Genomic DNA, 24,539 nt, shown 5'->3' on the forward strand with positions numbered 1-24,539 from the left:
TCTATCATATTGCCCGTCCAATATCATATCTGATTTATACTCTGTTGTAACTACAGCTGTCTATTCATAAAGAAAAGGAGCTTGAAATCAAGCTCCTTTTCCATATCTTTTCATCAATATGTCATTAACGAATTTCTTTAATTCTAGCAGCTTTACCACGCAGCTTGCGCAAGTAGTAAAGTTTCGCACGACGAACCTTACCGCGACGCACCACTTCCAGCTTCGCTATTCTAGGTGTGTGAACAGGAAAAGTCCGCTCTACTCCAACGCCATAAGAAATTTTGCGTACAGTGAAAGTTTCACTGATTCCTCCGCCACGGCGTTTGATTACAACACCTTCAAAGATTTGGATACGCTCACGCGTTCCCTCAACAACCTTTGCATGAACACGTACTGTGTCACCAGCTCGAAACTCTGGAATATCAGTTTTTAATTGTTCATTTGTTATTTCTTCTATTAACTTGTGCATCGATTTCATCTCCTTCCAACAGATGCTCTTATAAAACGTTCATTTATAGCGGAACATCGTTATCAGACAAAACTTATTATCAACTAGTTTTAGTCACAAAAAATATATTAGCATATAACAAAACGGTTTGCAATGCATCTATTGAACTTTTCAAGTTTTTTATCCCACACCTAACTGGCAAGTCAAGACCCCCACTGATAGAAGTTTTCACTTTATTTCATGAGGATTGAAAGCGGAAAAACGCTATAAACGATGCCCACAAAATATTTGGAGAGTACGTGCTATGATTCTGATAAAGTTAGAAGAATAATCTTTTCATTATATAAAGGAATTGATACTCATTTTTCCTTCATTTTTCGAATATCTTCCAACCACCCTTTTTCTTCTAGAGACGGAGAATATTGCGTCAGCAAGTCTGGGCGTCTTTCCCATGTCCTCTTCAAAGATTGCTTTTTTCGCCATTCATCAATTTTCCGATGATTTCCTCCTAACAGAATGTCAGGTACTTTAAATCCGCGAAAATCAGCTGGTCTTGTGTACTGTGGATATTCCAGCAATGGGGCGGAAAAAGAATCGTGCTGGGCAGAAGCTTTGTTTCCTAGTACACCTGGAAGGAGACGAACTACACTATCTACAATGACCATCGCTCCAAGCTCCCCACCTGTTAAGACAAAGTCGCCAATTGATATTTCATCCGTGACAAGGTGTTCACGAATTCGTTCATCATATCCTTCATAATGGCCGCATATAAATATTAAATGCTCCTCTTTCGCTAATTCTTCCGCTTTTCGTTGACTATACCTTTCTCCTTGAGGGCACAAGAGAATAATCCTTGGCATTTTCGCTTCAATTGTTTTGCTAGTGAGGTGATGAACAGCATCAAAAATAGGCTGAGCCTTTAACACCATTCCTGCTCCGCCTCCATATGGGTAATCATCGACTGTTTGATGCTTATTGTCAGCAAAATCACGAAAGTTAACGACTTGATAAGCAACCTTTTGCTTATCAGCCGCTTTTTTTAAAATAGAGTTGCCTAACACACCCGTAAACATATCTGGAAATAAAGATAAGATATCAATTCTCATCATGATAACAGCCCTTCCATCGGATAAATACAAATGGTTTTCGTCTCTACATCAACGGTGCGGACAACATCTTCAATATATGGAATAAGAAGTTCTTTCCTATCCTCTCCTTTTACAATCCAGACATCATTTGCTCCTGGCGTCAAAATTCCCTGGACAATGCCAAGCTTTTTATTGTCAGTTGTATAAACGGTGCATCCGATAATTTCATGAAAATAGTATTCCTTGTCAGGAAGCGGGGCAAGTTGATCTTCATTTACCTTTAACGATGCTCCTTTCCAGCTTTCCACATCGTTTATATGGTCGTATCCGTCAAAACAAAGAAGCTCAAATTGCTTATGCTTACGGTGTGTTTTAATAGTGAGTTTTTGTGGTTGTTTGGCATCAGGAAGAAATAGGTAAAGGTTATTGCCAGGTTGGTAACGTTCTTCAGGAAAATCTGTCTTGGAGATCACACGAACTTCTCCCTTTAATCCATGGGTGTTCACAATTTTTCCTACATGAAACCAGCGTTTCATTCTCTTCACCTCTCGCGTATTTCTGTGATGATGCCATCTTTTATAATGATAGTTGGATTATTCGATACTTTATCCCATTTATCGCCTAACTTGATGTCCACTAGTGCTTGAACTTCTGTCTCCTTTAGCTCGCTGCCAAGTGGAAGCATTTGTAATTGTTCTGTTTGGAATTCAATCAGCTTCATTTTTTCTTGCCGAAATTCCATTTCTTTTTCAAAATGCGACAGTAAATTAGCGGTGGAATATTTTTTCGTTCGTTCTAATTTTTTTAATTCAAAGCGCAGCTGATCACATTCTTTTTTTAGCTGAAATAATTTTTGTTCGTATTCCTGAAGCAGCATTTCCTTGCTTTTTTCAGTGAGTACTTGTTTGACAGTGATTGTTTGGAGAATTTTCACATTGCCAGCCTCCCCCATTTAAATTCTTAGTATACTTGGATTTTGGGCTGTTTTCTCTTTATTATGATCACTACTGTCAATATGATACAACACAATGACAGCTATTGTTTATATGTAAAAAGGGAGGTAAACAACCTCCCTATTCGACGATTTCTACATACACTTTCTTTTGTTGTGGCAATCCTGCTGCTGCATATACGACTGTTCGAATGGCTTTCGCAACTCTTCCCTGTCTTCCGATCACTTTCCCCATATCTTCCTTATGAACTGAAAGGTGGTAAGTAATGCGGCGCTCCTCTTCCACAACCTTCACTTCTACATCGTTAGGATGATCGACAAGCGGCTTTACAATTGCTAAGATTAGTGCCTGCATCGCGGCCATCTTTATTTACTATTTTTCGCGTTGTGGAATTTTTCCATAATTCCTTGTTTTGAGAAAAGGTTGCGAACAGTATCAGACGGTTTTGCACCATTTTGCATCCATTGAAGTACTGATTCTTCATTAATCTCTACTTTTGCTGGCTGCGCAACTGGATTGTAAGTACCTACTTCCTCAATAAAGCGGCCATCTCTTGGTGAACGTGAATCAGCCACTACAATACGATAGAAAGGAGCTTTTTTTGCTCCAACACGTTTTAAACGAATTTTAACTGCCATTTTATATAGCACCTCCGAATAGTTTTACACAAGACATTATATTACCAAAAGACACTTATGATGTAAAGTCTTTTTTCTTAACAGACGCAATGCGCATTTACATAAAAGGTAATTTAAAGCCTTTCTTTTTGCCCTTTTGCTGCATATTTGTCATTTGCTTCATCATTTTCTTCATCTCATCAAACTGTTTGATAAGCCGGTTCACTTCTTGAACAGTAGTACCGCTGCCTTTTGCAATTCTTCTTCTTCTGCCAGCATTAATAATCTCAGGGTTGGTTTTCTCTTGTTTCGTCATCGAGCGGATAATCGCTTCAATTTGACTAATTTGTTTGTCGTCCACTTGTAAATTAGCCATACCCTTCATTTTACCAGCACCAGGCATCATCTTTAAAAGCTCATCAAGCGGACCCATTTGTCTTACTTGACCAAGCTGCTCAAGAAAGTCATCGAACGTAATAGAAGCTGTCCGCACTTTTTGCTCTAGCTCTTTCGCTTTTGCTTCGTCAACATTGGCTTGTGCTTTTTCAATTAATGTCAGCATGTCGCCCATGCCTAAAATTCTCGATGCCATCCGTTCTGGATGAAAGGCTTCAAGCGCATCGAGCTTTTCTCCCATTCCAACAAATTTAATCGGTTTTTCCGTTACTGTTCGAATGGAGAGAGCGGCCCCCCCACGTGTATCTCCGTCAAGCTTCGTTAAAATGACACCTGTAATGCCAAGCTGTTCATTAAAGCTTTGCGAAACATTGACTGCATCCTGCCCCGTCATTGCATCTACAACAAGGAAAATTTCATCAGGATTTGAATTCGCTTTTATCTCCTTTAATTCGTCCATTAATTCACCGTCAATATGCAAGCGGCCGGCAGTATCAATGAGAACATAATCATAATGTTCTTCCTTTGCTTTTTGCAGCGCTTGTTTGGCAATTTCTACTGGGCTTACTTGATCTCCCAATGAAAAAACAGGCATATCTAACTGCTTGCCAAGTGTCTCCAGCTGTTTAATTGCTGCTGGCCGATAGATATCAGCTGCAACAAGCAGCGGATTGCGGTTATATTTTTTTCGCAGCAAGTTTGCAAGCTTGCCAGTTGTCGTTGTTTTACCTGCACCTTGCAGACCAACCATCATAATGACAGTAGGAGGTTTATTTGCAGCAGCAATTTTGCTTTGCTCTCCGCCCATTAGCACTGTCAATTCTTCTTTTACTACTTTGATCACCTGCTGGCCTGGTGTTAAGCTTTTCATTACTTCTTGGCCAACAGCGCGTTCACTTACTTTCTTAACAAATCCCTTTACAACCTTGAGGTTTACATCCGCTTCTAGTAAAGCGAGGCGAACCTCACGCATCATTTCCTTGACATCCGCTTCGGAAACCTTTCCTTTGCCGCGAATCTTTTGAATCGTGCTTTGCAATCGGTCTGCTAAACCTTCAAATGCCATTTATGCCGCCCCCCTAATCCAATTTCTCAAGCATCTTGATTAACTGATCCACTTTTGCTGCGTTAGGGTGTTCGTTGTTTATCGTCTTTTTAAGTTTTTCTAAAATATCTTGACGTGTTTGGAATTTTTGAAATAAAAGCAGTTTCTTTTCATAATCTTCCAGCATCGCCTCTGTCCGTTTAATATTATCGTAAACAGCTTGTCTGCTTACCTCATATTCTTGTGCAATTTCTCCTAAAGAGAAGTCATCTAAGTAATAGAGAGACATGTAGCTTCGTTGCTTTGTCGTCAACAAAGATTGATAAAAATCATATAAGTAATTCATCCGAGTTGTTTTATCAAGCATTTGCCATCTCTCCCTGTTAAGTGAAAAACCTTTACATTTTACAATCTACATCGTTTGAGAGAAATTGTCAAGTGTTCTAAGAAGATTTTGCTGTCTTTAAATGAAAGCTAGCCTCTACTTGCTTTCCTTCTAATCAACGATGTTTGCAAATAAGCCATAAACATATTTTTCCGCGTCAAAAGGCTGAAGATCATCCATTTGTTCACCCAAGCCAACAAATTTGACTGGGATGGAAAGTTCATTGCGAATCGCGAGGACAATACCTCCTTTTGCAGTTCCATCCAATTTCGTTAACACAATACCGGAGACATTGGTTGTTTCTTTGAATGTTTTCGCTTGCACCATTGCATTTTGGCCAGTCGTCGCATCCAAAACGAGCAAAACCTCATGTGGTGCATTCGGTACCTCTCTTTCAATAACACGCTTTACTTTTTCCAGTTCTTTCATTAAATTAACTTTATTTTGCAAACGACCAGCAGTATCACAAAGGAGAATATCTACTTGCCGTGATTTGGCAGCCTGAAGTGCGTCATATATGACAGCGGCAGGGTCCGCCCCCTCCGTATGCTTAATCACATCAACTCCTACGCGGTCCCCCCATACCTCCAGTTGAGCAATAGCACCAGCGCGGAATGTATCACCAGCAGCTAGCAGCACTTTCTTCCCTTCTTGATGAAATTGGTGCGCAAGCTTGCCGATAGTCGTTGTTTTACCAACTCCATTTACACCTACAAATAAAATAACCGTTAACCCATTTTCTTGAAGATTGAGCGTTTGCAAGGACGTTTCTCCAGCCTCATAAATCTCCACTAGCTTTTCAGAAATTGCTGCCTGAACACCAGATGGATCTTGTATATTTTTACGCTTTACTTCCATTTTCAACTCATCGATCAGCTTCATCACTGTTTCGTAGCCGACATCTGCTTCGAATAAAATTTCCTCCAGCTCTTCAAAGAAATCTTCATCTACTTTACGGTAACGAGCAACCAAATCATTTACTTTCGCTGAAAATTGATCACGGGTTTTCGTCAATCCATCCTTAAATTTTTCTGCTACTGAATCAGTCGATTGTGACCATTTATCTTTTAATTTCTTAAAAAAGCTCAACCGTTGTTCCTCCTTTTTTTGTAAAGTTTCCCGTTTTAACGAGTTATTGTGCAAGTGCTTCCGTCTCTTCCATTCTCACTGAAACAAGCTTAGAGACGCCAGATTCCTGCATCGTCACGCCATATAACACATCTGCTTCCTCCATCGTTCCCTTTCGATGAGTAATAACAATAAATTGTGTTTCCTTGCTAAATTGCTTTAAATATTGACTAAAGCGATAAACATTCGCTTCATCCAATGCCGCTTCTACTTCATCTAACACACAAAAAGGAACAGGACGAACTCTTAAAATTGCAAATAAAAGTGCAATCGCCGTCAAAGCTCGTTCTCCACCAGACAATAAACTGAGGTTTTGCAGCTTCTTGCCAGGAGGCTGTGCGACAATCTCTATCCCAGTGTGTAAAAGATCCGAAGCATCTGTCAGTCTGAGCTCGGCTCGGCCTCCTCCAAATAAAGATTGAAAGACAGATTCGAACTGATCGCGAATCGCTGAAAAAGAAGCGTCAAAACGTTTGATCATTTCTTCATCCATTTCAGCGATAATCTCAAAGAGCGTCTTTTTTGCTTCTAAAAGATCGTTTTGCTGTTCCTGCAAAAATTGATGGCGTTCTGATACGCGCTCGTACTCTTCAATAGCTCCGAGATTAACGGTTCCAAGTTCCTCTAATGCTCGTTTAATAAATGTTACTTTTTTTCTTGCTTCTTCTGCTGATACGGTAAGTGGGTATGCTGTCTTAGCTGCTTCATATGTAAGGGTGTATGCTTCACGCAAAAATTGAAGTCGGTTTTCCAATTCTAAATCTAAACGATTTAATTGAATTTCCTCTTCTTTAACAGTCTCTGCTATTGTGCGCTGGTTTCTTTTTAACTGTTTTAAATGTATATTCTTATCATCGATATGCTGTTGCAGCTTCAAACGTTTCTCGCGATGGTTGACAATTTGCGCCTGCAGCTCTTTTTTTGCTTGCAGCTTATTTTCAGCAGCTTGCTCAAGTTCATTTTCTCCTGAATGCTGATCAGTCATTTCTGTCTGCAGCCAATGAAGCTCTTCTGCAAGTATTGTTTTCCGCTTGGAAACATCTTGCCACTCCCGTTCGGCACGCTCTAACTGTTCTTGAAGTGAAAGCAATTGTTCTGTTTTTACAGCTGCTTTTGCTTTAAGGTCGCTCATTTCTGACTGCAATGCTTCTTTTGTCTGTCTCCCATGTTTTTTCTCATACTGCAATTCTTCTATTCTCTCTTCGCATGTACGGAGGGTTTCTTTCCCTTCTTTTGCCTTCTGTTGGAGCTCTTTTATTCGTGTCTCTATTTTTGTTTTTTCAGTTGTTAAGTCTGACTTTTCATAATCATACATTTGTAAGCGATCTGCAGCATTTTTTGCTTCCATTTCCACTTCTCTTTGTTTGGCTTTCACTTCGTGCTCTCTTAAACGAAGTGCTTCTCCTTGCTCTCTCAATTCTTCCAAAGTATTTTCCTGCTGTTTGATCTCTTGTTGCATCTTAAATACTTCTTCCTCAAGCTGGCTTGTCTTTGTCTCCATTCCTTTTATTTTGTCCTTTAATGCTGCAAGTTCATTTTTTCTTCCCAACAATGACGAATTCCGTTTCTTGGATGCACCGCCTGTCATAGAGCCGCCTGGATTCACGACATCTCCTTCTAATGTTACAATGCGATAGCGGTATTGGAGCAAGTTTGCCAGCTCGTTTGCACCACTTAAATTTTGAGCAATCACAATATTTCCAAGCAAATGTCTCATAACGGGAGCATATTTTTCATCATAGTGCAAAAGGGACGAAGCAATATCTACAAATGCAGGATGTGCTTGTAATTGCGTTAACTGTATGTAAGGAATGCTTTTTGCTTTTAGAACGTTTAAAGGTAAGAAGGTCGCTCGTCCATATTGATGCTTTTTTAAGAAAGCTATCGCTTGACGTGCATCTGCTTCTGTTTCAACTACAATGTGCTGCATCGCATTTCCCAACGTTGTTTCTATTGCCATTTCGTATTTGCTCGGAACATGAATAAGCTCAGCAACCGCCCCTTCTATACCAGACAAAAGCTGTCTTCTTGCTTTTAATACCTCTCGTGCTCCTTGATAAAAACCGGTATAATCTTCTTCCATTTCTGCCAATGTGTCTTTCCTTGATCGTGCTTGCTGTACATATTGGCGGGCTTTATCAAGGTCTCTTTTTAATTGTGTTTCATGCTGTTGGCAAACTGATAGCTGCTTTTTCGTGTCATGGTAAAGAGAGACTTGGTTTTCAATTTTTGTGCGCAGGCCAATTAGCTCATTTTCAATCTTTTTCTTTTCGCTTATCAATCTTGTACGCTGTTCAAGCCATTTTTCATGGTCATGATCAAGTCTTTCGCTTCTGATTGCTTGTTGCTGCAATTGTTTTTCCAAATAGTGTTTTTCATTATTTGCGCTTGCTTGTTTGTTCATAAGCTGAATGTAGTCGCTTTTTAAAGATTCAATAATCTCTTCTACATCTTCATTAACAAGCTCCAATTGTTTGCTTTTATCAGCTATTTGCTGCTTTATTCTCTTCGCTTCCTCCTGATGACCTGCTAACTCCAGTTTATAACGCTTTATTTCTTCTTGAAGCTGTTTCATTTTATCGGACATTTCCTGGAGTGTTTGGGTTAATTGGTCTTGATTTTGAGAAGCGTGCTTTTTTCTTTCTTTAAGTACTTGTTTGCGTCCTTCTACTTTTTCTAATTCTTCGGAAGTGAGCAGCAACTTATTTTGCAGTGTTCCCGTTTCCTCTTCTATCATACTGAGTTGCGTGCGCAATGTTTCGATTTCAAGTTCTTTCTTTTGTATTTGCGTAGTTGTTTCTATTTCTTCATCTTGATGACGTTCAAGCTGGTGTTTAAGCTGTTCCCATTTTTTATGTAGATCTTCAATGTCGTAAACAGTGATGGATACTTCAAAAGCTTCCAGTTCCTCTTTTTTTTCTAAATAATCTTTCGCCATTGATGCTTGGATCTTTAAAGGCTCTACTTGGGAGGATAGCTCATGAAGGATGTCATTGACACGGTGTAAATTTTCTTCCGTTTCAAATAGTTTCAATTCCGCCTTTTTTTTACGTGTCTTATATTTCAACACCCCTGCAGCCTCTTCGAAAATAGTACGGCGATCCTCTGCTTTACTATTTAAAATTTCCTCAACTTTCCCTTGACTAATAATTGAAAATGCTTCTCTTCCAAGACCAGAATCCATAAAAAGCTCGACAATTTCTTTTAATCTACAAGGCTGTTTATTAATGAAAAATTCGCTCTCTCCATTGCGAAATACCCTTCTTGTCACACTTACTTCACTATAATCAATCGGCAAGAGAGCATCCTCATTGTCTAATGTCAATGTTACTTCTGCAACATTAAGGGGCTTGCGGGAATCGCTACCAGCAAAAATAATATCCTCCATCTTACCGCCGCGAATCGATTTAACAGATTGCTCCCCTAATACCCAACGGATTGCATCTGTAATATTACTTTTTCCACTGCCATTAGGGCCTACTACGGCAGTTACACCAGGAACAAATTCGATTGCAGCTCTTTCAGCGAAGGATTTAAAACCAAGCACATCTATTCGTTTAAGGAACATAAGATTGCCCCCTTTTTCAGTAATCTCTTGAGTCGATTTTATTAAGTAGGTGTCTAGGTACAATCCTACCTTCCCGCTAGTACTCTTTTCACTTTTATGATTGATCTTTTAGCTTTCCTAGCGCCATTTGAGCTGCGTGCTGCTCTGCTTCCTTTTTCGATCTGCCAGAGCCGTTCCCTAACACATGTCCATTTAAGGATACTTGGGAAACAAACTCACGGCTATGCGCTGGACCCCGTTCATCTAAAATTGTATATTCCAATAGTCCTGTCGCCTCTCTTTGCACGTGCTCCTGCAATTGACTCTTAAAATCCATCACATGAGAAAAAGCACCGGCATTGATTTTCGGGAAGACAATTTTTTCTAAAAAGATGACCGCTTCGTCCAATCCTTGATCTAAATATAGTGCTCCAATAAAGGCTTCAAACACATCAGCAAGCAAAGCTGGACGCATTCTTCCGCCAGTCATCTCCTCTCCTTTGCCCAGCAGAATATAGTTGCCAAATTCCAACTCATTTGCAAAGGTTACGAGCGAAGGTTCACAAACAATCGCAGCTCGCAATTTCGTGAGTTCTCCTTCAGACATAAGAGGATACTTTTTAAATAAATATTTTGAAACGATCACTTCTAATACGGCATCGCCTAGAAATTCTAAGCGCTCATTGTCTTCGTGTGGTTTTTTTCGATGCTCATTCACATAAGATGAATGTGTAAAAGCCTGTTTTAGCAAGGAGATATTATGAAAGAAAATCCCCATTTTTTGCTGAAGCTCTTTGAACTTTTCTTCTTTTTTCATATAATATTTTTTTTCTTTCCGTTTGTACGGTTTACTCATGGGATCTCCCACCTTGATTAAGTTTTCATTTTAGACTGTGAAATAATAAGAAAAGAGGCAAGGGCCCATGTCTGTAGTGATTAATGTCCCTCCCCTATGCAGTGGATATGCTCCTAAGTCTCTTATCCCAAGTTTATAAAAAAATGGCGCTCAGTGCAAAACCTTCTTCGTATTTATTCCACATCCAACTAATTTTAAAGTGAAACTTCCAGCAGTGGGGGTTTTTTTCTCATCCCCACTGATAAGAAGTAGAACAAAGGCTAAGATCGTAGGCGTCCTCGAAAAAGGAAACTGCTTTTTCTTCGTGCGATGCTGATTCAAGAAGCTTTCCTTATCCTATCGGCCCGAACCAATCGGACATTGACTTTCAGTTATCCCCCACCTAGCGCTTCTGATTCCTCTTATTCCCCGAGGTGGGGGTCTTGACTCGCCAGTTAGATGTGGGATGAATATTTAACCAAACAGATAGATAAGGAAAGCTTCTTCAAATCAACATTGCAAGAAGGAAAAGGGGCTTTTTTTCAAGAATGGTGCGTTCCTAGCTTGACGTCCCTAATATAAGAAAGACCCCGATGCGGAAGTTTTCACTTTTTAGAACATAAAAGTCCCGTTTTAGTTAAACGGGACATGCTGTTCTTGCTAACGATTATGCTTTGCTTTCTATGTAATTCACAGCATCGCCTACTGTCGCAATTTTCTCAGCATCGTCATCAGAAATCTCCATTTCAAACTCATCTTCTAGTTCCATCACTAGCTCGACAACATCTAATGAATCTGCACCAAGATCGTCTTTAAAAGAAGCTTCCAATGTAACTTTACCTTCATCAACACCGAGGCGATCCACAATAATTTTTGTTACTCTTTCTAATACATCAGCCATTTGATTCACCTCCCCTCAAGCCATTATAGAATATTTTCTCCTAATAATACATAAGGAAATGCAATTCAGGCAAAAAATGCAGCGTTTTTTCTTACATTTACATAACCATGCCACCATCTACATGAAGCGTCTGGCCAGTCATATAGCTCGCATCATCAGATGCAAGGAAAACAACTACTTTCGCAATATCTTTCGGCTTTCCTAAATAACCAAGTGGAATTTGTTTTAACATGTCTGCTTTTAAGTCTTCTGTCAATTTGTCTGTCATATCAGTTGCAATAAAACCTGGTGCTACAGCATTCACAGTAATTCCTCTAGAAGCTAATTCTTTAGCAGCCGTCTTCGTGAAGCCGATCACACCTGCTTTGGCAGCAACATAGTTTGCCTGTCCAGGATTGCCGCTGACTCCAACGATCGAAGAAATATTAATAATGCTGCCTGATCTTTGTTTCATCATCTGGCGCACTACTGCTTTTGTACACAAGAAAACACCTTTCAAATTCGTATTCATGACAGCATCCCAATCTTCTTCTTTCATACGCATTAACAGGTTGTCCTTCGTAATTCCTGCATTATTGACAAGAATATCTAGCTTATTAAAATGTGAAATGGCTGCTTTTACCATTGCCTGTACAGATTCTTGATCAGAGACATCTCCTTGAAGTACGATTGCTTCCTGCCCTATTTCCCGTATTTCGTCCGCTACAGCTTCCGCTTTTTCTTTGCTGCCGGCATAATTAATAGCAACATGTGCGCCTTGTCGAGCAAACTCTAAAGCGATTTCGCGGCCGATTCCCCTAGATCCTCCTGTTACAAATGCAACTTTTCCTTTAAGCTTCATTGTTTCACCTCCTGTAATGCTTTGGCGACTTCATTGCAACTCTCTATGTCCTGAACAGCAAAAGTTTGAACTTGGCGATTGATTTTTTTAATTAATCCAGAAAGTACTTTCCCAGGGCCAATTTCAATAAATGTGTCTACCCCTAATGAAAGCATCTTCTCTATCGAGTCTTCCCAAAGAACGGGAGAATAAAGCTGTTCGACTAATTTCTTTTTAATCTCCGAAGCACTTGTCATTTCATTTGCGGTGACATTAGATATAACTGGTATTTTTGTATCAGTTATAGATATTTTTTCTAAAATAGCTGCAAGTTTTTCAGCTGCCGGTTTCATCAACACAGAATGAAAAGGACCGCTTACTTGGAGAGGCAAAACTCTTTTTGCTCCGTGCTCTTTTGCAAGCACTCCCGCTTTTTCAACACCCGCTTTCGTCCCAGAGATGACAATCTGCCCCGGGCAATTTAAATTTGCAAGCTGAACAGCATCGCCGGCTTTTGTTATCTCGTCTGTGATCGATTGCAAGGCTTCACGGCCCATTCCTAAAATTGCTGCCATCGTTCCTTCTCCGTTAGGAACTGCCTCTTCCATAAATTGTCCTCTTTTATGAACAGTATAAAGAGCCTCTTCAAATGACATGCTTCCGCTGGCAACAAGTGCGGTATATTCTCCTAAACTATGACCAGCAGTGTAGTCAGCATGGACGCCTGCTTCTCGCAGACATTGTAAAATGGCAATGCTCGTTGTAAGCAGCGCTGGTTGTGCATTTGTTGTTAGCGTCAATTCTGATTGCGGACCATCTTTAATAATGGAAGACAATGGATATTCCAATGTTTCGTCTGCTTTTGTAAAGATTGCTTTTGCCTGTTCGTTCGCTTCAGACACTGACTGCCCCATTCCTACTTTTTGTGAACCTTGTCCTGGAAACACAAAGGCTATTTTTGACAACTGAACTCCCTCCTTTATTCCGCTGTTTCTGTCTTATCTTGTAATGTTGCAATGGCTTTCTGAATCGTATTTGGAACATCATGATTTACCATATCTCGCGCTTGACGAATAGCATTAAAAATTGCATTGGCATTAGATGAACCATGTGCTTTAATAACTGGCGAACGAATGCCAAATAAACCAGCACCGCCATATTCTGTATAATCCATCAGGTGGCGAAGATCAACTAAGTCAGACTTCACAAGACCTGCTGCTACTTTATTTTTAAGATTACTAGTAAAGACTGATTTCAACATTGCAAAGATGGTAGAAGCTGTTCCTTCCATCGTTTTTAATACCATATTACCAGTAAACCCGTCCGTTACAACGACATCGGCAACACATTCTAGCAAATCTCTGGCCTCAACATTGCCTATAAAGTGAATGTCTGTTTTTTCCAACAAGTCATATGCTCTTTTCGTCAGTTCGTTGCCCTTTTTTTTCTCTGTCCCAATATTTAACAGTCCTATTCGAGGTTTATCAATACCTCTTACTTTTTCTGCATAAATAGAACCCATAATTGCATACTGCAAAAGATGTTCCGGTTTTGCATCAGCATTTGCACCTAAATCAAGCATTAAAAATCCCTTGCCATTTGCAGTCGGCAGTGTTGGTGCTAACGCGGGACGCTCAATTCCTTTAATGCGGCCAACAATAAATAAACCAGCAGCCATTAGAGCACCTGTGTTGCCAGCGGAAATACAAGCGTCTGCCTCTCCATCAGCAACTGCTTTGGCCATTAAAACCATCGAAGCCTGCTTTTTTCTTTTAATGGCACGCACTGGTTCATCTGTTGCTTCAATCAGTTCATCCGTATGAACAATTTGGACACGATCATTCGTTTCTAAAAATGGTGTAATAGCATCTTTTCTTCCAAAAAGTACTGCCTCTATGTCAGGAAATGCTTTTATCGCACGGTTCACACCTAAAATTACTTCTTTTGGTGCGTGGTCACCGCCCATTGCATCGATAGCTAACTTCATTCGGACTCATCCTTTGCTGTTAAATTGGAACGATACATGTCAAATTCACCTTTAAAAACGACTTCTTTTCCAACATAGCTGTGAACGATCACAGTGGTGCGGCCTTTACTGCGATTGTTTTCAACAACTTTTGCTTTAGCAATAACCCTTTCCCCTTCCTTAACAGAGCGAGTAAACTGTATTTGTGCTTTCCTCGTCAGTGCCAAATCATCTTTTATAACAGCAACAGCCAGAGAATTAGCCTGAGCAAATAAATGATGGCCGCGCGCTATTGAATTACGTTTAAAAACATTTTCCTTTTTAATATCAAAAATGGAGATCGCGCTTTTATCTAGATCAATATCGATAATTTCGCCAATGACCTCATCGATCGGAAGTGCTTTTACCTGATCAGTAAAACGCTTTTCTGCAACCGTCTTAATACGTTCACGCAGTTCAGGAATTGCAAGTTCCATTCGATCAAGACGGATAGTCTGTACACTAACTCGAAAAATTTCTGCCAGTTCTTCGTCTGTAATAAAAGGATTGTCCATTATTGTTTCTTGCAACTGTTTTTGACGTTCTTTTTTCGTCGTTCTCATTTCCCCACACCATCCATGTCTGTGATACTAGGACTTGGTACTAGTAGTAGTATATAAAAAAAAGATGCTTCTGGCAAGCATCTTACCGAAGCAAAAGGACTAAAAACGGACTTCCAAGAAAGGGTTTAACCTTCAGGGCATTAAGAGCGAGTTCTCAGCTAATAATAACTAGTTTTGATCATTAATCCAACTTATTGCCAGAAAGTGCTCCCGTCTTCTCTAAATAATTCCGTAATGGTGCATAATCTTCTTGCTCCCAAAATGATTCTGAATGAATAAATTTTATTGCATCTTTTCGAGCTGTTTCTAATGCACGATAATCATGAACCATATCTGCCACTTTGAATTCTGGCAATCCACTTTGTTTTTTCCCAAAAAAATCTCCAGGCCCTCGCAATTCTAAATCACGTTCACTCAAGACAAAACCATCGTTCGTTTCGGTCATGATTCTCATTCTCTCTTTTCCAATCGCCGTTTTCGGATTTGCAAGCAGTACACAAAATGACTGATCGCTGCCTCGGCCTACCCTGCCGCGCAGCTGATGAAGCTGTGCCAATCCAAAGCGTTCTGCATCATAAATGATCATCATTGTAGCATTGGGAACATTCACCCCGACTTCGACAACAGTAGTAGCTACTAATATTTGTGTCTTATTCGCTGAGAAGGCTTGCATCGCAGCATCTTTATCTTGGCTGGAAAGTCTGCCATGCATCAGCGCGACTGAATAGCGGCTGCCATAATAAGTTGTAAGCATTTCATAGACATCAATCGCATTTTGAACATCGAGTTTATCCGATTCCTCAATCAACGGACAAATGACATATGCCTGCCGTCCATTCCTTAACTCTTTTTCCATAAACTGCAGTACACGCTCCAGCATTTCATGTTTCGCCCAATAAGTTTCTACTGGCTTTCTCCCTGCCGGCATTTCATCGATGATCGATACATCCATTTCGCCAAAAGCGGTAATTGCCAATGTTCTTGGGATAGGCGTTGCTGTCATAAAGAGTGTATCAGGATAAAGACCTTTATCTTTTAGAATACGCCTCTGTTCAACTCCGAACCGATGTTGTTCATCTGTAATGACCAAACCCAAATTTTGAAACGAAACATCTTCTTGAATTAAAGCGTGAGTACCGATCATGCAATCGATTTCTCCGTCTTGTAGACCTTGCAACATTTCCTGTCTTTTTTTCCCTTTTACACTACTCGTTAAAAGTGCGATTTTTATTCCCATTGGTTCAAGCATAGATCTGAATGATGCTGCGTGTTGTTCAGCTAATATTTCGGTCGGCACCATTAAAGCTCCTTGATATCCCGCGGTAATAGAAGCATAAATCGCGATTGCTGAGACAACCGTTTTCCCAGAACCAACATCCCCTTGTAAGAGCCGGTTCATGCGAAAAGGAGCTTTTAAATCTGCACAAATCTCATTTACGGTTCGTTTTTGTGCAGTTGTTAAAGGAAAAGGCAATGTGGAAATAAATTGTTTTAATTTTTGTAAATTGTAATGCTTGGCAGAACCTGCAGCATGCTCTCGTTCCATCTTTCGCAGTGCTTGCATTTTCAATTGAAAGTGCAAAAATTCCTCATATACGAAACGGCGGCGCGCTTGCTTTACTTCTTCATTATTTTTTGGAAAATGATAAGAGCGAAATGCTTCTGATCGGGATAATAATTGATACGTTTGTAGACAATATGGCGGCAAATTTTCTTCAATAGCTTGACTATAGTGCTTTAATGCTTCTTTTATAAAACGGCGAATACCTTTTGAAGTAAGCTTTCCTTTTGTTGCATAGATGGATTCAAATTCTTCCATTTGTTGATGGGAACCGCTCTTGTATTGACTGACAGTAATTGTTTGGCGGTGTTGATCCCACTTTCCCGATACTGTTATCATGTCATTAATAGAAAATGTTGTTTTTAAGTAGGCCTGATTAAAGAACACTGCTTTAATTAAATAACGCCCAACCAATAAACGGATGGTAAGGCGCGATTTCTTCTTCCCAAAAAATTGTAGAGAAGGTTCACTATGAACCTTCCCTTCCACAGTCACTCGCTCCTCATGTTTTACCTCAGTTAAATCTCGAAGGCGATAATCTTCATAGCGATAAGGAAAATGTTCCAATAAATCACCAACAGTAACAATATTCATTGCGGCCAAGTTAGCGGCTGTTTCTTCTCCAATTCCTTTAATTTCCGTAATCGGATCACATATTGATTTAGTCACGATGCTCCATCGGCATGCCAAAAATTTTCGCTTCTAGTTTGCGTCCAGTCGGCGTTGCCGCTAACCCTCCTTGACCTGTTTCTTTTAATGTCGTCGGCATTCTTTGGCCAATTTTAAACATTGCTTCAATGACTTCGTCACATGGAATGCGACTTTTAATGCCTGCAAGCGCCATATCGGCTGCCACCATCGCATTAGAAGCACCCATCGCATTACGCTTGACACAAGGAACCTCTACAAGACCAGCAACGGGATCACATACAAGACCTAGCATATTTTTTAATGTGATCGCCATCGCTTCTGCACATTGCGACGGCGTACCGCCAGCCATTTCGACAATTGCTGCCGCTGCCATCCCTGCTGCTGATCCTACCTCCGCTTGACAGCCGCCAGCAGCGCCAGAAATCGATGCATTATTAGCGACAACAAAACCAAACGCACCTGATGTAAACAAAAAACGCACCATTTCTTCTCTCGATGGATTCAGTACATTTTTCACTGCAAAAAGAGTTCCAGGCACAACACCGGCGGAACCTGCCGTTGGCGTCGCACAAATCGTTCCCATAGCAGCATTCACTTCATTCGTTGCTACTGCTTTACTTACTGCGTCTAAGATCGTTTTGCCGGACAAAGTATTGCCTTTTTCAATGTATTGTTTCATTAAGACCGCATCGCCGCCAGTTAGGCCTGAATGTGAATGGACACCTTGGATGCCGCGTTCGATCGCTTGTTCCATCACCTTTAAATTTTTGTCCATCTGCTCCATGATATCCTTTTTCGGCCTGCCGGTTACCTCTGCTTCTTGTTCAATCATCACATCCGAAATTTTTTTCTGTTGGTTTTCGGCTAATTGAACCAACTCAGCAACATTACGAAACATGAAGAGCGCCTCCTTTCTTGAAAACGTTCCCAAATATAGCAGCTTGATGCTTAGATCACTTTCTTCACCAAACGGACTTCTTAGTCAACAATTCTCGTTACCTGTGTAACATTTGGCAAAGAGCGAATCTCTTTCAAAATCGCATCATCCATATTTTGATCAACCTCAATGGTCATTAATGCTGTCTTTCCTTTTTCTTTACGAGAAACCTCCATATGGCCGATATTGATTTCATGTGCAGAAAGAATATTAGCTACGGAGGCAATAACGCCATAACGATCATTGTGTACAACTAAAATGGCAGGATGATGGCCAGATAATTTTAATAGAAAGCCGTTCAATTCAATGATTTCTATTTTACCACCGCCAATGGAAATGCCGACAAGCTCCATTTCTCCTTCTTCATCGCCTATTCGTACCCGGGCTGTGTTCGGGTGATCTGGAATCGCATTTTCCTCATAGAACGTGATTTCCATGCCTCGTTCTTGGGCAAATTGTATAGCATGAATAATTCTCTCATCATCTGTTTCAAAATTAAGTAAACCGCCAGCAAGTGCAACATCTGTTCCATGACCTTTATACGTATCCTTAAAGGACCCATAGAAGGAAATATGAGCCCACTTAGGCTCCCGGCCAAACAAACTTCTAGCTACTTTTCCAATCCTGGCTGCACCAGCCGTATGGGAACTGGAAGGTCCTATCATCACAGGTCCAATAATATCAAACACACTTTTAAACTTCATGTGCGTACTTCCCTTCCTCATCGTCGAAATCTTGACTGTTTTCAACTGCTTTCTAGCCTATTTATGCAAAAGTCATACATTAGGTTCGCCTCCTCTCGCAAAGTGAAGGAGGCGCATTAGGTTAAGAATTTCCTATATCGACTGTAGACCTATCACTTCTTGTATCTCGCTTCTATTTAACAAATGTTTATTGATTTGGCTTATTAAAGCAAGAAAAACTTCCTGATAAGGCATTGTTAAAATTTCGAGGATATAGGCTTCTTATCTTAAGATTTTAGTTCCTTATATAAAGGAAGTGGAGCCTTCAAGGATGAATGCTTCTCTTTATTCTACTGAAAAAATAAAAGCATACAGGGGCTGGTTTCCATGATGAATCTCCATTTCAATATCAGGAAATGCCGTTTGCAATTCATTTTCAAGATTTGACAATTCTTGTTGAGAAACGTCCTCCCCATAGATAATGGTGATAATTTCCGTATCTTCATCAACCATTTGCTCTAAAAGTGCTTTCGCCGATGCGACTTTATCTTTGTTTACATCCACAATTTTTCCGTCGGCAATCCCCATAAAATCGCCCTTGGAAATTGCCAATCCATCTATATTTGTGTCGCGGACGGCATATGTAATTTGTCCCGTTTTTACATGTAGAAGGGCATCGCTCATTGCTTCATGGTTATCTTCCAAATTAGCTGAAGGATTAAAAGATAATAGAGCCGCTAATCCTTGAGGAACTGTCTTTGATTCCACCACGATTGTTTTTTCCTTCACAATATCTGCTGCCTGCTTTGCCGCCATAATAATATTTTTATTGTTAGGCAAAATAATGATATTCTCAGCATTTACATTCTCAATAGCGTTGACAATGTCCTCCGTGCTTGGATTCATCGATTGCCCGCCTTCAATCACAGCGGTTGCACCAATACTTTTAAATAGCTCGCCGATGCCGCTTCCCATTGAGACAACAACAATCCCATATTTTTGTTTTTCACTATGTACAGTTTTTTCTTTCAGTTGTTGGCTGTTGTCAATCATCGAACGATGTTGTTCACGCATATTTTCTATCTTCATATTAATGAGACTTCCATAGCGTTGGCCATAGGATAAAACATCACCAGGACGCTCAGCATGAATGTGAACCTTGACGAGTTCTTCATCTGTAATGACCAATAAGGAGTCTCCAAACGCACTTATTTCCTTCGTAAATAGTTCTTCCGTAAATGGATGTTTTTTTAATTTCTCCGTTTCTAATTTGACCATGAATTCGGTACAATATCCAAATTCAATATCCTCTGGATCCATAAAGCTTTGGGCACCTTTATGATGCTCCGCGTTAACGAGCTCCTTCATTGAAGGGATAATCGTCGAATTCTCAGGTGATGCTTCACCTTTTAAGGAAGCTAGAAAACCTTCGTACACACAAACAAGCCCTTGACCACCGCTATCCACTACACCAACCTCTTTTAACACTGGCAAGAGATCGGGAGTACGCTTGAGAGATCGTTTCGCTTCTTTTAAAACTTCTTCCATTACAACCACAAAATCAGACTGATTTTTAGCAATTTTGACTGCTTTTTTCGCTGCATCTTTTGCAACTGTTAAAATTGTTCCTTCTACTGGTTTCATTACAGCCCGGTAAGCTGTGTCGACTCCAGCTTCTAAACCGGCTGCAAATTCTTTACTAGTGATGCTGTCTTTGTCCTCAATTGCTTTAGAAAAGCCACGGAAAAGCTGCGATAAAATAACACCAGAATTTCCTCTTGCTCCCATTAAAAGTCCTTTAGCAAGAGCTTTCCCTACATAGCCAATATGAGGCTGGATATTTTGTTGTACTTCTTTTGCCCCGGAAGACATCGATAAATTCATGTTTGTACCAGTATCACCGTCAGGAACTGGAAACACATTTAGTGCATCGACCATTTGAGCATTGACAGATAAGTGATTCGCTCCTTGGATAATCATTTCTGCAAATCTTCTTCCGTCTAATGATGTAATCGCCACAAAACTTTCCCCCTCACGATGGGTTCGTTACTCGAACCCCTTGAACATAAATATTAACGGAATCTGCTGCAAGACCGATTGTTTGCTCTAATGTGTACTTTACTTTTGCTTGTACATTGTGAGCAACTTCAGAAATCTTTGTCCCGTAGCCAACAATAATATACATATCAATGTGCAGTTCCTCATTTTCCTGCCTAACGATGATACCGCGTGTAAAATTATCTTTCCCTAAAATTTCAGTTAATCCATCTTTAATTTGATTTTTTGACGCCATTCCAACAATACCATAATTATCAATTGCAGCGCCTCCCGCAATTGCTGCTATTACTTCATTGGCAATATGAATATGCCCGTAATTTGTTTTCATTTCGATGGACATGCAACGTCCCCCCTTTATCATCTAGCTTAGGCTTGAATACAGTCATTTTACTATAAGTACCTATTTTTTTAAAGCAAGATTTGCAGGTAAGAGAACCCGTTATTTATCATTCCAATTATACAGGTGAATGTCAAGGTTTTTTTCTTGAAAGAGTAAGTACAAGTATTGCATTATCAGTACTAGTGTGATAAATTATTAAGGTATGTTTATGTGAAAAGTGAATTTCTTCATAAGTAAGGAGGGAATGCTATGGCTAAAAAATGTGTGATTACTGGTCGAAAAACAAGTACTGGAAACAAACGTTCCCATGCATTAAATGCTAACAGGCGAACTTGGAAAGCTAACCTTCAAAAAGTTCGCATTCTTGTAGATGGAAAACCAAAACGTGTTTGGGTTTCTGCTCGAGCGCTGAAATCTGGAAAAGTAGAACGCGTATAATTCGCTTATTTACGAAAGAAACGTAAAAGCAATGAAAGAAGCGAGTGCAATTTGCTTCTTTAAAGCACCCATTTAAAATGGGTGCTTTTTTATATGATGATGGATTCTCTTATAATAAATCTCTCCGCAAGTCTTCAACAGGTCGATCTGACAAGTATTTTGGCGCAATATCATACACCGTTTTCGCTCCAATGTCACCTGCTTTGTTTAAATAATAAGCTGCACGTGCATACGTCACAAGCACGCTGGAAGTAAAAGCTGGATTGCTATCAAGCTTCAGTGAAAATTCAAAGATTTGATTGCTATTATCACCTGTTTTTCCACTTCTTATAACAAACCCTCCGTGCTTCATTTTCGCATGTTTTGTTTTTAATTCTGATTCTGAAATAAAGGTAACTGTCGTCTCATAATCAGCAAAATAATTTGGCATTGTCTTAATTTGCCGTTCAATCTCGACTGGATCCGCTTCTTTTTCTAAGACGACATAGCATTCTCGCAAATGTTTTTCTCTAGTTGATAATGTAGGTAGTTCTCCTCTTCTTACCTTTTCCATTGCTTCTGCAATTGGCACCGTATATTGAATGGCATCCTTGACTCCTTTAATTCGTCGAATTGCATCAGAATGTCCTTGACTCACGCCTTCACCCCAAAAAGTATATGTTTCACCTTTTGGAAGCATTGCTTCTCCTAACATACGATTAAGGGAGAACAAACCTGGATCCCAGCCTACAGATATGACGCTTGTTTTTCCACCGTTTTTTGCCGCCTCATCCACAGAAGAAAAATATTCAGGTATTTTTGCATGGGTATCATAGCTGTCCACTGTATTAAACATATGAGCGAAAAATGGACCTTGTTCTGGCAAATCTGTCGCTGATCCTCCGCAAAGAATCATGACATCAATGTGATCCTTATATGCTTCTGCCTCTGATATATGTACAATATTCAGCGTTTCATCCTCCACCTGCATGCTATCTGGGCTTCTGCGCGTGAAGATGGCAATCAGTTTCATATCTGCTCGTTGTTTGATTGCTTGTACCGCTTCCCTTCCTAAATTGCCATATCCAACAATGCCTATTCTTATTTGATTGTTCATTTTTTTTCCTCCTTGTTTTCGATAGCTTTCAGGGCGAAGAACCTTTTTACTTCTACAAACAGCATGTCCCAATGAAAAGTCTCACTAACTATACCTGAATTGAAACATTTTCATCATTAATGTTAACTTTTTTTTGTTAACCCTGCAATTATTTTTTACGTCACTAATCATGAAAATAATATTTCACTTAATCGAGTCATTTCAACATGCGGCGAGTAGTATCAAGTCATTTTACCATCATTCTTAGAGATAAGAATGGAAATAATTCCTCAATAAAAATACACCCATAAAAGGGTGTATTTAGCAAGGTGCTAATTATTTCTTTTGAAAAGTTCCTAACATTGCTCTAACAATACCGCCAATAAATTTTGGTAGTTTTATTGTATAAAATTTCATGAAAAGTCCCTCCTTATTCAACAAAGTATCTGGTCTCTTATATCATATTCATGTACCTTTCGTTCAGTACATAGAGTCAGATATCCACTTTTTCTACATTAATCCATACTTCTTACCATTATTAGTATGCCTTCCTTAAAAGAAAAAGTACCCTTTGATTGAATAAGTTCATTGCTCATGCATAAAGTCGATCCTCTCGAAACATGTTGATCTTTTAATGGATATTTAAAGCCTATTAAAGTAATATCTATAATTTCTCTGCTTAGCGGCAGAAAGGAAATATATTGTTTATCAGCAATTTTTTCAATTGTATACGTGCCAGGTCGAAGGATGGAAATGATATTCTTTTCATCAATCATCTCAATCGTACAAGATAGAGACGATAAAATGGATGGTCTAGCCATTAAAAATACATTAGCTAGAAAATGATCTAGTCTTCCTCCCGTACCTCCAAAAATTCGAATCAATGCCGGCTGCTGCTTCACTGCCCAAAGTAGGGCAAGTTCCATATCTGTTTCATCCTTTTCAGGAAGGTAGCGATTGATATTAGTTAATTGCTTATTGATCACGGCCCATTCCGCTTCATTTACAGAATCAAAATCACCGAATGCAATATGCGGACAAATACCTGCCTGCAGCAAATAATAAACGCCGCGATCTACTCCTATCCAAAGCACATCTTGATCGTTTTCAAGCTTCGGAATATATGCTTCCGGCCCCCCAGCAACGATATAGATTGTTTTTTGCATGCTTTTTCTTCTTCTATCCTCCCAAGCATAGAGTATTCAAATAGTCTTTTATCACCGGCAGTCTTGGTGCACTGTGAAAATTTTTGTTATACGAAGCTTTTTTCACAAGCGAAAGAAGTTGTCAGGTAAAAGTTCCTGGGACGTCTTTGAACATCTCTACTAATCTTTTTATTAATAATTCGTTTTTTGCATCATTCATCTATCACAAGTTGATGAACGATAGCTTTATCGGACAATACATCTATCGTTCACATTGGCGGCGAATTGCTTGTAGAGCAGCATTTCGATCTGGATGATTATAAATAGCTGATCCTGCAACTAATACATCTGCTCCTGCTTCTACACATTGTTTGGCAGTGTCTGCGTTAATTCCTCCATCCACTTCAATTTCGACCGTCAATCCTTTTTCTTCTACAAGCTTTCTTGCTTGCTCTATTTTCCCTAACACATTCGGTATAAACGATTGTCCGCCAAATCCCGGATTAACAGTCATTAATAGAATCATATCAACTTCTTCCAATACATGCTGAATCGTTTCAAGGGGTGTTGCTGGATTTAATACAACTCCTGCCTTTACACCAAAAGAACGAATAAGCTGTAAAGTTCGATGAAGGTGGCGGCATGCCTCTACATGAACGGTTAAATAATCGGCGCCAGCTTTTGCAAAGGCTTCTATATAATGATCTGGGTTTTCAATCATGAGATGAACATCTAATGGAAGCTTAGTTACTGGTCTAATCGCTTCTACAATCATCGGCCCCATTGTAATATTGGGAACAAAATGGCCATCCATAATATCAACGTGAATGTAATCTGCTCCTGCATTTTCTACTTCCATAATTTCCTCTGCCAACTTCGCGAAGTTAGCTGATAAAATCGAAGGTGCTATTTTTATCATG

General features: G+C 39.7%; 26 protein-coding genes. 1 reads left to right on the forward strand and 25 read right to left on the reverse strand.

The features are described 5' to 3' along the window. Nucleotides 1–124: 124 nt before the first annotated feature. From rplS to J2S08_RS08455, 21 genes are all read right to left on the reverse strand, one after another. On the reverse strand, nt 125–469 hold the full coding sequence (rplS, locus tag J2S08_RS08355; RefSeq protein ID WP_307228498.1) for a 50S ribosomal protein L19: 345 nt from the start codon (nt 467–469) through the stop codon (nt 125–127). Nucleotides 470–807: 338 nt separating this feature from the next. Beyond that, the gene (gene trmD / locus J2S08_RS08360; RefSeq protein WP_307228577.1) at nt 808–1,554 is read right to left on the reverse strand and encodes a tRNA (guanosine(37)-N1)-methyltransferase TrmD; all 747 of its coding nucleotides are present in this window, start codon (nt 1,552–1,554) and stop codon (nt 808–810) included. Beyond that, nucleotides 1,554–2,072 (reverse strand): ribosome maturation factor RimM, encoded by a 519-nt coding sequence (rimM, locus tag J2S08_RS08365; RefSeq protein WP_307228500.1) that lies wholly within the window; start codon nt 2,070–2,072, stop codon nt 1,554–1,556. Before rimM ends, trmD begins: the two co-directional genes overlap by 1 nt. A gap of 5 nt (nt 2,073–2,077) precedes the next feature. Next, the gene (locus tag J2S08_RS08370; RefSeq protein WP_307228502.1) at nt 2,078–2,470 is read right to left on the reverse strand and encodes a YlqD family protein; all 393 of its coding nucleotides are present in this window, start codon (nt 2,468–2,470) and stop codon (nt 2,078–2,080) included. A 139-nt stretch (nt 2,471–2,609) separates the two neighbouring features. Next, nucleotides 2,610–2,843 (reverse strand): KH domain-containing protein, encoded by a 234-nt coding sequence (locus J2S08_RS08375; RefSeq protein ID WP_307228504.1) that lies wholly within the window; start codon nt 2,841–2,843, stop codon nt 2,610–2,612. Nucleotides 2,844–2,854: 11 nt separating this feature from the next. Then, the gene (gene rpsP / locus J2S08_RS08380) at nt 2,855–3,127 is read right to left on the reverse strand and encodes a 30S ribosomal protein S16 (RefSeq protein ID WP_307228506.1); all 273 of its coding nucleotides are present in this window, start codon (nt 3,125–3,127) and stop codon (nt 2,855–2,857) included. Between the two features lie 97 nt (nt 3,128–3,224). Further along, nucleotides 3,225–4,568 carry a signal recognition particle protein gene (gene ffh / locus J2S08_RS08385; RefSeq protein ID WP_307228508.1) on the reverse strand — a complete coding sequence of 448 codons (1,344 nt, stop codon included), beginning with the start codon at nt 4,566–4,568 and terminating at the stop codon, nt 3,225–3,227. Nucleotides 4,569–4,581: 13 nt separating this feature from the next. Then, entirely contained in the window at nt 4,582–4,914 is a 333-nt protein-coding gene (locus J2S08_RS08390; RefSeq protein ID WP_307228510.1) for a putative DNA-binding protein, read from the reverse strand. Nucleotides 4,915–5,043: 129 nt separating this feature from the next. Next, nucleotides 5,044–6,021, reverse strand: a complete 978-nt coding sequence (ftsY, locus tag J2S08_RS08395) for a signal recognition particle-docking protein FtsY (RefSeq protein WP_307228512.1) — start codon at nt 6,019–6,021, stop codon at nt 5,044–5,046. A gap of 43 nt (nt 6,022–6,064) precedes the next feature. Further along, a complete protein-coding gene (gene smc, locus J2S08_RS08400) occupies nt 6,065–9,628 on the reverse strand; it encodes a chromosome segregation protein SMC (RefSeq protein ID WP_307228513.1) in 3,564 nt (1,187 codons plus the stop codon). Nucleotides 9,629–9,722: 94 nt separating this feature from the next. Then, nucleotides 9,723–10,463, reverse strand: a complete 741-nt coding sequence (rnc, locus tag J2S08_RS08405) for a ribonuclease III (RefSeq protein ID WP_307228514.1) — start codon at nt 10,461–10,463, stop codon at nt 9,723–9,725. Between the two features lie 646 nt (nt 10,464–11,109). Further along, nucleotides 11,110–11,343 (reverse strand): acyl carrier protein, encoded by a 234-nt coding sequence (locus tag J2S08_RS08410; RefSeq protein ID WP_307228516.1) that lies wholly within the window; start codon nt 11,341–11,343, stop codon nt 11,110–11,112. A gap of 97 nt (nt 11,344–11,440) precedes the next feature. Beyond that, nucleotides 11,441–12,184 (reverse strand): 3-oxoacyl-[acyl-carrier-protein] reductase, encoded by a 744-nt coding sequence (gene fabG / locus J2S08_RS08415; protein WP_307228518.1) that lies wholly within the window; start codon nt 12,182–12,184, stop codon nt 11,441–11,443. Continuing rightward, entirely contained in the window at nt 12,181–13,128 is a 948-nt protein-coding gene (gene fabD, locus J2S08_RS08420) for an ACP S-malonyltransferase (RefSeq protein WP_307228520.1), read from the reverse strand. The genes fabG and fabD overlap by 4 nt, the downstream gene beginning before the upstream one ends. 14 nt (nt 13,129–13,142) lie before the next feature. Then, nucleotides 13,143–14,150, reverse strand: coding sequence for a phosphate acyltransferase PlsX (gene plsX / locus J2S08_RS08425; RefSeq protein WP_307228522.1), 1,008 nt, complete (start codon nt 14,148–14,150; stop codon nt 13,143–13,145). Continuing rightward, complete coding sequence (fapR, locus tag J2S08_RS08430) at nt 14,147–14,731, reverse strand: transcription factor FapR (protein ID WP_307228523.1); 585 nt, start codon at nt 14,729–14,731, stop codon at nt 14,147–14,149. Before fapR ends, plsX begins: the two co-directional genes overlap by 4 nt. Nucleotides 14,732–14,912: 181 nt before the next feature. After that, nucleotides 14,913–16,961, reverse strand: a complete 2,049-nt coding sequence (gene recG / locus J2S08_RS08435) for an ATP-dependent DNA helicase RecG (protein ID WP_307228525.1) — start codon at nt 16,959–16,961, stop codon at nt 14,913–14,915. Continuing rightward, nucleotides 16,954–17,841, reverse strand: a complete 888-nt coding sequence (sdaAA, locus tag J2S08_RS08440; RefSeq protein WP_307228527.1) for an L-serine ammonia-lyase, iron-sulfur-dependent, subunit alpha — start codon at nt 17,839–17,841, stop codon at nt 16,954–16,956. The genes recG and sdaAA overlap by 8 nt, the downstream gene beginning before the upstream one ends. A gap of 80 nt (nt 17,842–17,921) precedes the next feature. Beyond that, nucleotides 17,922–18,584 carry an L-serine ammonia-lyase, iron-sulfur-dependent subunit beta gene (gene sdaAB / locus J2S08_RS08445; protein ID WP_307228529.1) on the reverse strand — a complete coding sequence of 221 codons (663 nt, stop codon included), beginning with the start codon at nt 18,582–18,584 and terminating at the stop codon, nt 17,922–17,924. 324 nt (nt 18,585–18,908) lie between these two features. After that, the gene (locus J2S08_RS08450) at nt 18,909–20,582 is read right to left on the reverse strand and encodes a DAK2 domain-containing protein (protein ID WP_307228531.1); all 1,674 of its coding nucleotides are present in this window, start codon (nt 20,580–20,582) and stop codon (nt 18,909–18,911) included. 13 nt (nt 20,583–20,595) lie between these two features. Beyond that, nucleotides 20,596–20,961 (reverse strand): Asp23/Gls24 family envelope stress response protein, encoded by a 366-nt coding sequence (locus J2S08_RS08455; RefSeq protein ID WP_307228532.1) that lies wholly within the window; start codon nt 20,959–20,961, stop codon nt 20,596–20,598. Between the two features lie 249 nt (nt 20,962–21,210). On the opposite strand from J2S08_RS08455, the gene rpmB reads away from it, so the two are divergent. Then, the gene (gene rpmB / locus J2S08_RS08460) at nt 21,211–21,399 is read left to right on the forward strand and encodes a 50S ribosomal protein L28 (protein WP_307228534.1); all 189 of its coding nucleotides are present in this window, start codon (nt 21,211–21,213) and stop codon (nt 21,397–21,399) included. Nucleotides 21,400–21,508: 109 nt separating this feature from the next. Here rpmB and J2S08_RS08465 read toward each other — a convergent pair whose 3' ends face one another. The 4 genes from J2S08_RS08465 to rpe all read right to left on the reverse strand — a co-directional run bounded on the left by J2S08_RS08465 (nt 21,509) and on the right by rpe (nt 24,538). Next, a complete protein-coding gene (locus tag J2S08_RS08465; protein WP_307228536.1) occupies nt 21,509–22,495 on the reverse strand; it encodes a diaminopimelate dehydrogenase in 987 nt (328 codons plus the stop codon). Nucleotides 22,496–22,810: 315 nt separating this feature from the next. Then, nucleotides 22,811–22,891: a stage V sporulation protein SpoVM gene (gene spoVM / locus J2S08_RS08470; RefSeq protein WP_307228579.1), complete on the reverse strand. Its 81-nt coding sequence runs from the start codon at nt 22,889–22,891 to the stop codon at nt 22,811–22,813. A 98-nt stretch (nt 22,892–22,989) separates the two neighbouring features. Continuing rightward, nucleotides 22,990–23,640 carry a thiamine diphosphokinase gene (locus J2S08_RS08475; protein ID WP_307228537.1) on the reverse strand — a complete coding sequence of 217 codons (651 nt, stop codon included), beginning with the start codon at nt 23,638–23,640 and terminating at the stop codon, nt 22,990–22,992. Nucleotides 23,641–23,881: 241 nt separating this feature from the next. Further along, a complete protein-coding gene (rpe, locus tag J2S08_RS08480) occupies nt 23,882–24,538 on the reverse strand; it encodes a ribulose-phosphate 3-epimerase (protein WP_307228539.1) in 657 nt (218 codons plus the stop codon). Nucleotide 24,539 lies beyond the last annotated feature (1 nt).

This window comes from Bacillus chungangensis, assembly GCF_030812995.1.
In the GTDB taxonomy this organism is placed as follows: domain Bacteria; phylum Bacillota; class Bacilli; order Bacillales; family Bacillaceae_C; genus Bacillus_CF; species Bacillus_CF chungangensis.

Excerpts from the sequence above, each read along its gene's own strand:
- spoVM (WP_307228579.1), bottom strand. The coding sequence starts at position 22,891 with ATGAAATTTTATACAATAAAACTACCAAAATTTATTGGCGGTATTGTT.
- rplS (WP_307228498.1), bottom strand. The coding sequence starts at position 469 with ATGCACAAGTTAATAGAAGAAATAACAAATGAACAATTAAAAACTGAT.
- fabG (WP_307228518.1), bottom strand. The coding sequence starts at position 12,184 with ATGAAGCTTAAAGGAAAAGTTGCATTTGTAACAGGAGGATCTAGGGGA.
- sdaAA (WP_307228527.1), bottom strand. The coding sequence starts at position 17,841 with ATGTTTCGTAATGTTGCTGAGTTGGTTCAATTAGCCGAAAACCAACAG.
- rpe (WP_307228539.1), bottom strand. The coding sequence starts at position 24,538 with ATGATAAAAATAGCACCTTCGATTTTATCAGCTAACTTCGCGAAGTTG.
- J2S08_RS08455 (WP_307228532.1), bottom strand. The coding sequence starts at position 20,961 with ATGTCCATCGAAATGAAAACAAATTACGGGCATATTCATATTGCCAAT.
- ffh (WP_307228508.1), bottom strand. The coding sequence starts at position 4,568 with ATGGCATTTGAAGGTTTAGCAGACCGATTGCAAAGCACGATTCAAAAG.
- plsX (WP_307228522.1), bottom strand. The coding sequence starts at position 14,150 with ATGAAGTTAGCTATCGATGCAATGGGCGGTGACCACGCACCAAAAGAA.
- rpmB (WP_307228534.1), top strand. The coding sequence starts at position 21,211 with ATGGCTAAAAAATGTGTGATTACTGGTCGAAAAACAAGTACTGGAAAC.
- sdaAB (WP_307228529.1), bottom strand. The coding sequence starts at position 18,584 with ATGAAGTTTAAAAGTGTGTTTGATATTATTGGACCTGTGATGATAGGA.
- J2S08_RS08410 (WP_307228516.1), bottom strand. The coding sequence starts at position 11,343 with ATGGCTGATGTATTAGAAAGAGTAACAAAAATTATTGTGGATCGCCTC.
- smc (WP_307228513.1), bottom strand. The coding sequence starts at position 9,628 with ATGTTCCTTAAACGAATAGATGTGCTTGGTTTTAAATCCTTCGCTGAA.
- rpsP (WP_307228506.1), bottom strand. The coding sequence starts at position 3,127 with ATGGCAGTTAAAATTCGTTTAAAACGTGTTGGAGCAAAAAAAGCTCCT.
- J2S08_RS08475 (WP_307228537.1), bottom strand. The coding sequence starts at position 23,640 with ATGCAAAAAACAATCTATATCGTTGCTGGGGGGCCGGAAGCATATATT.
- J2S08_RS08390 (WP_307228510.1), bottom strand. The coding sequence starts at position 4,914 with ATGCTTGATAAAACAACTCGGATGAATTACTTATATGATTTTTATCAA.
- J2S08_RS08465 (WP_307228536.1), bottom strand. The coding sequence starts at position 22,495 with ATGAACAATCAAATAAGAATAGGCATTGTTGGATATGGCAATTTAGGA.
- trmD (WP_307228577.1), bottom strand. The coding sequence starts at position 1,554 with ATGAGAATTGATATCTTATCTTTATTTCCAGATATGTTTACGGGTGTG.
- rimM (WP_307228500.1), bottom strand. The coding sequence starts at position 2,072 with ATGAAACGCTGGTTTCATGTAGGAAAAATTGTGAACACCCATGGATTA.
- rnc (WP_307228514.1), bottom strand. The coding sequence starts at position 10,463 with ATGAGTAAACCGTACAAACGGAAAGAAAAAAAATATTATATGAAAAAA.
- J2S08_RS08375 (WP_307228504.1), bottom strand. The coding sequence starts at position 2,843 with ATGCAGGCACTAATCTTAGCAATTGTAAAGCCGCTTGTCGATCATCCT.
- fapR (WP_307228523.1), bottom strand. The coding sequence starts at position 14,731 with ATGAGAACGACGAAAAAAGAACGTCAAAAACAGTTGCAAGAAACAATA.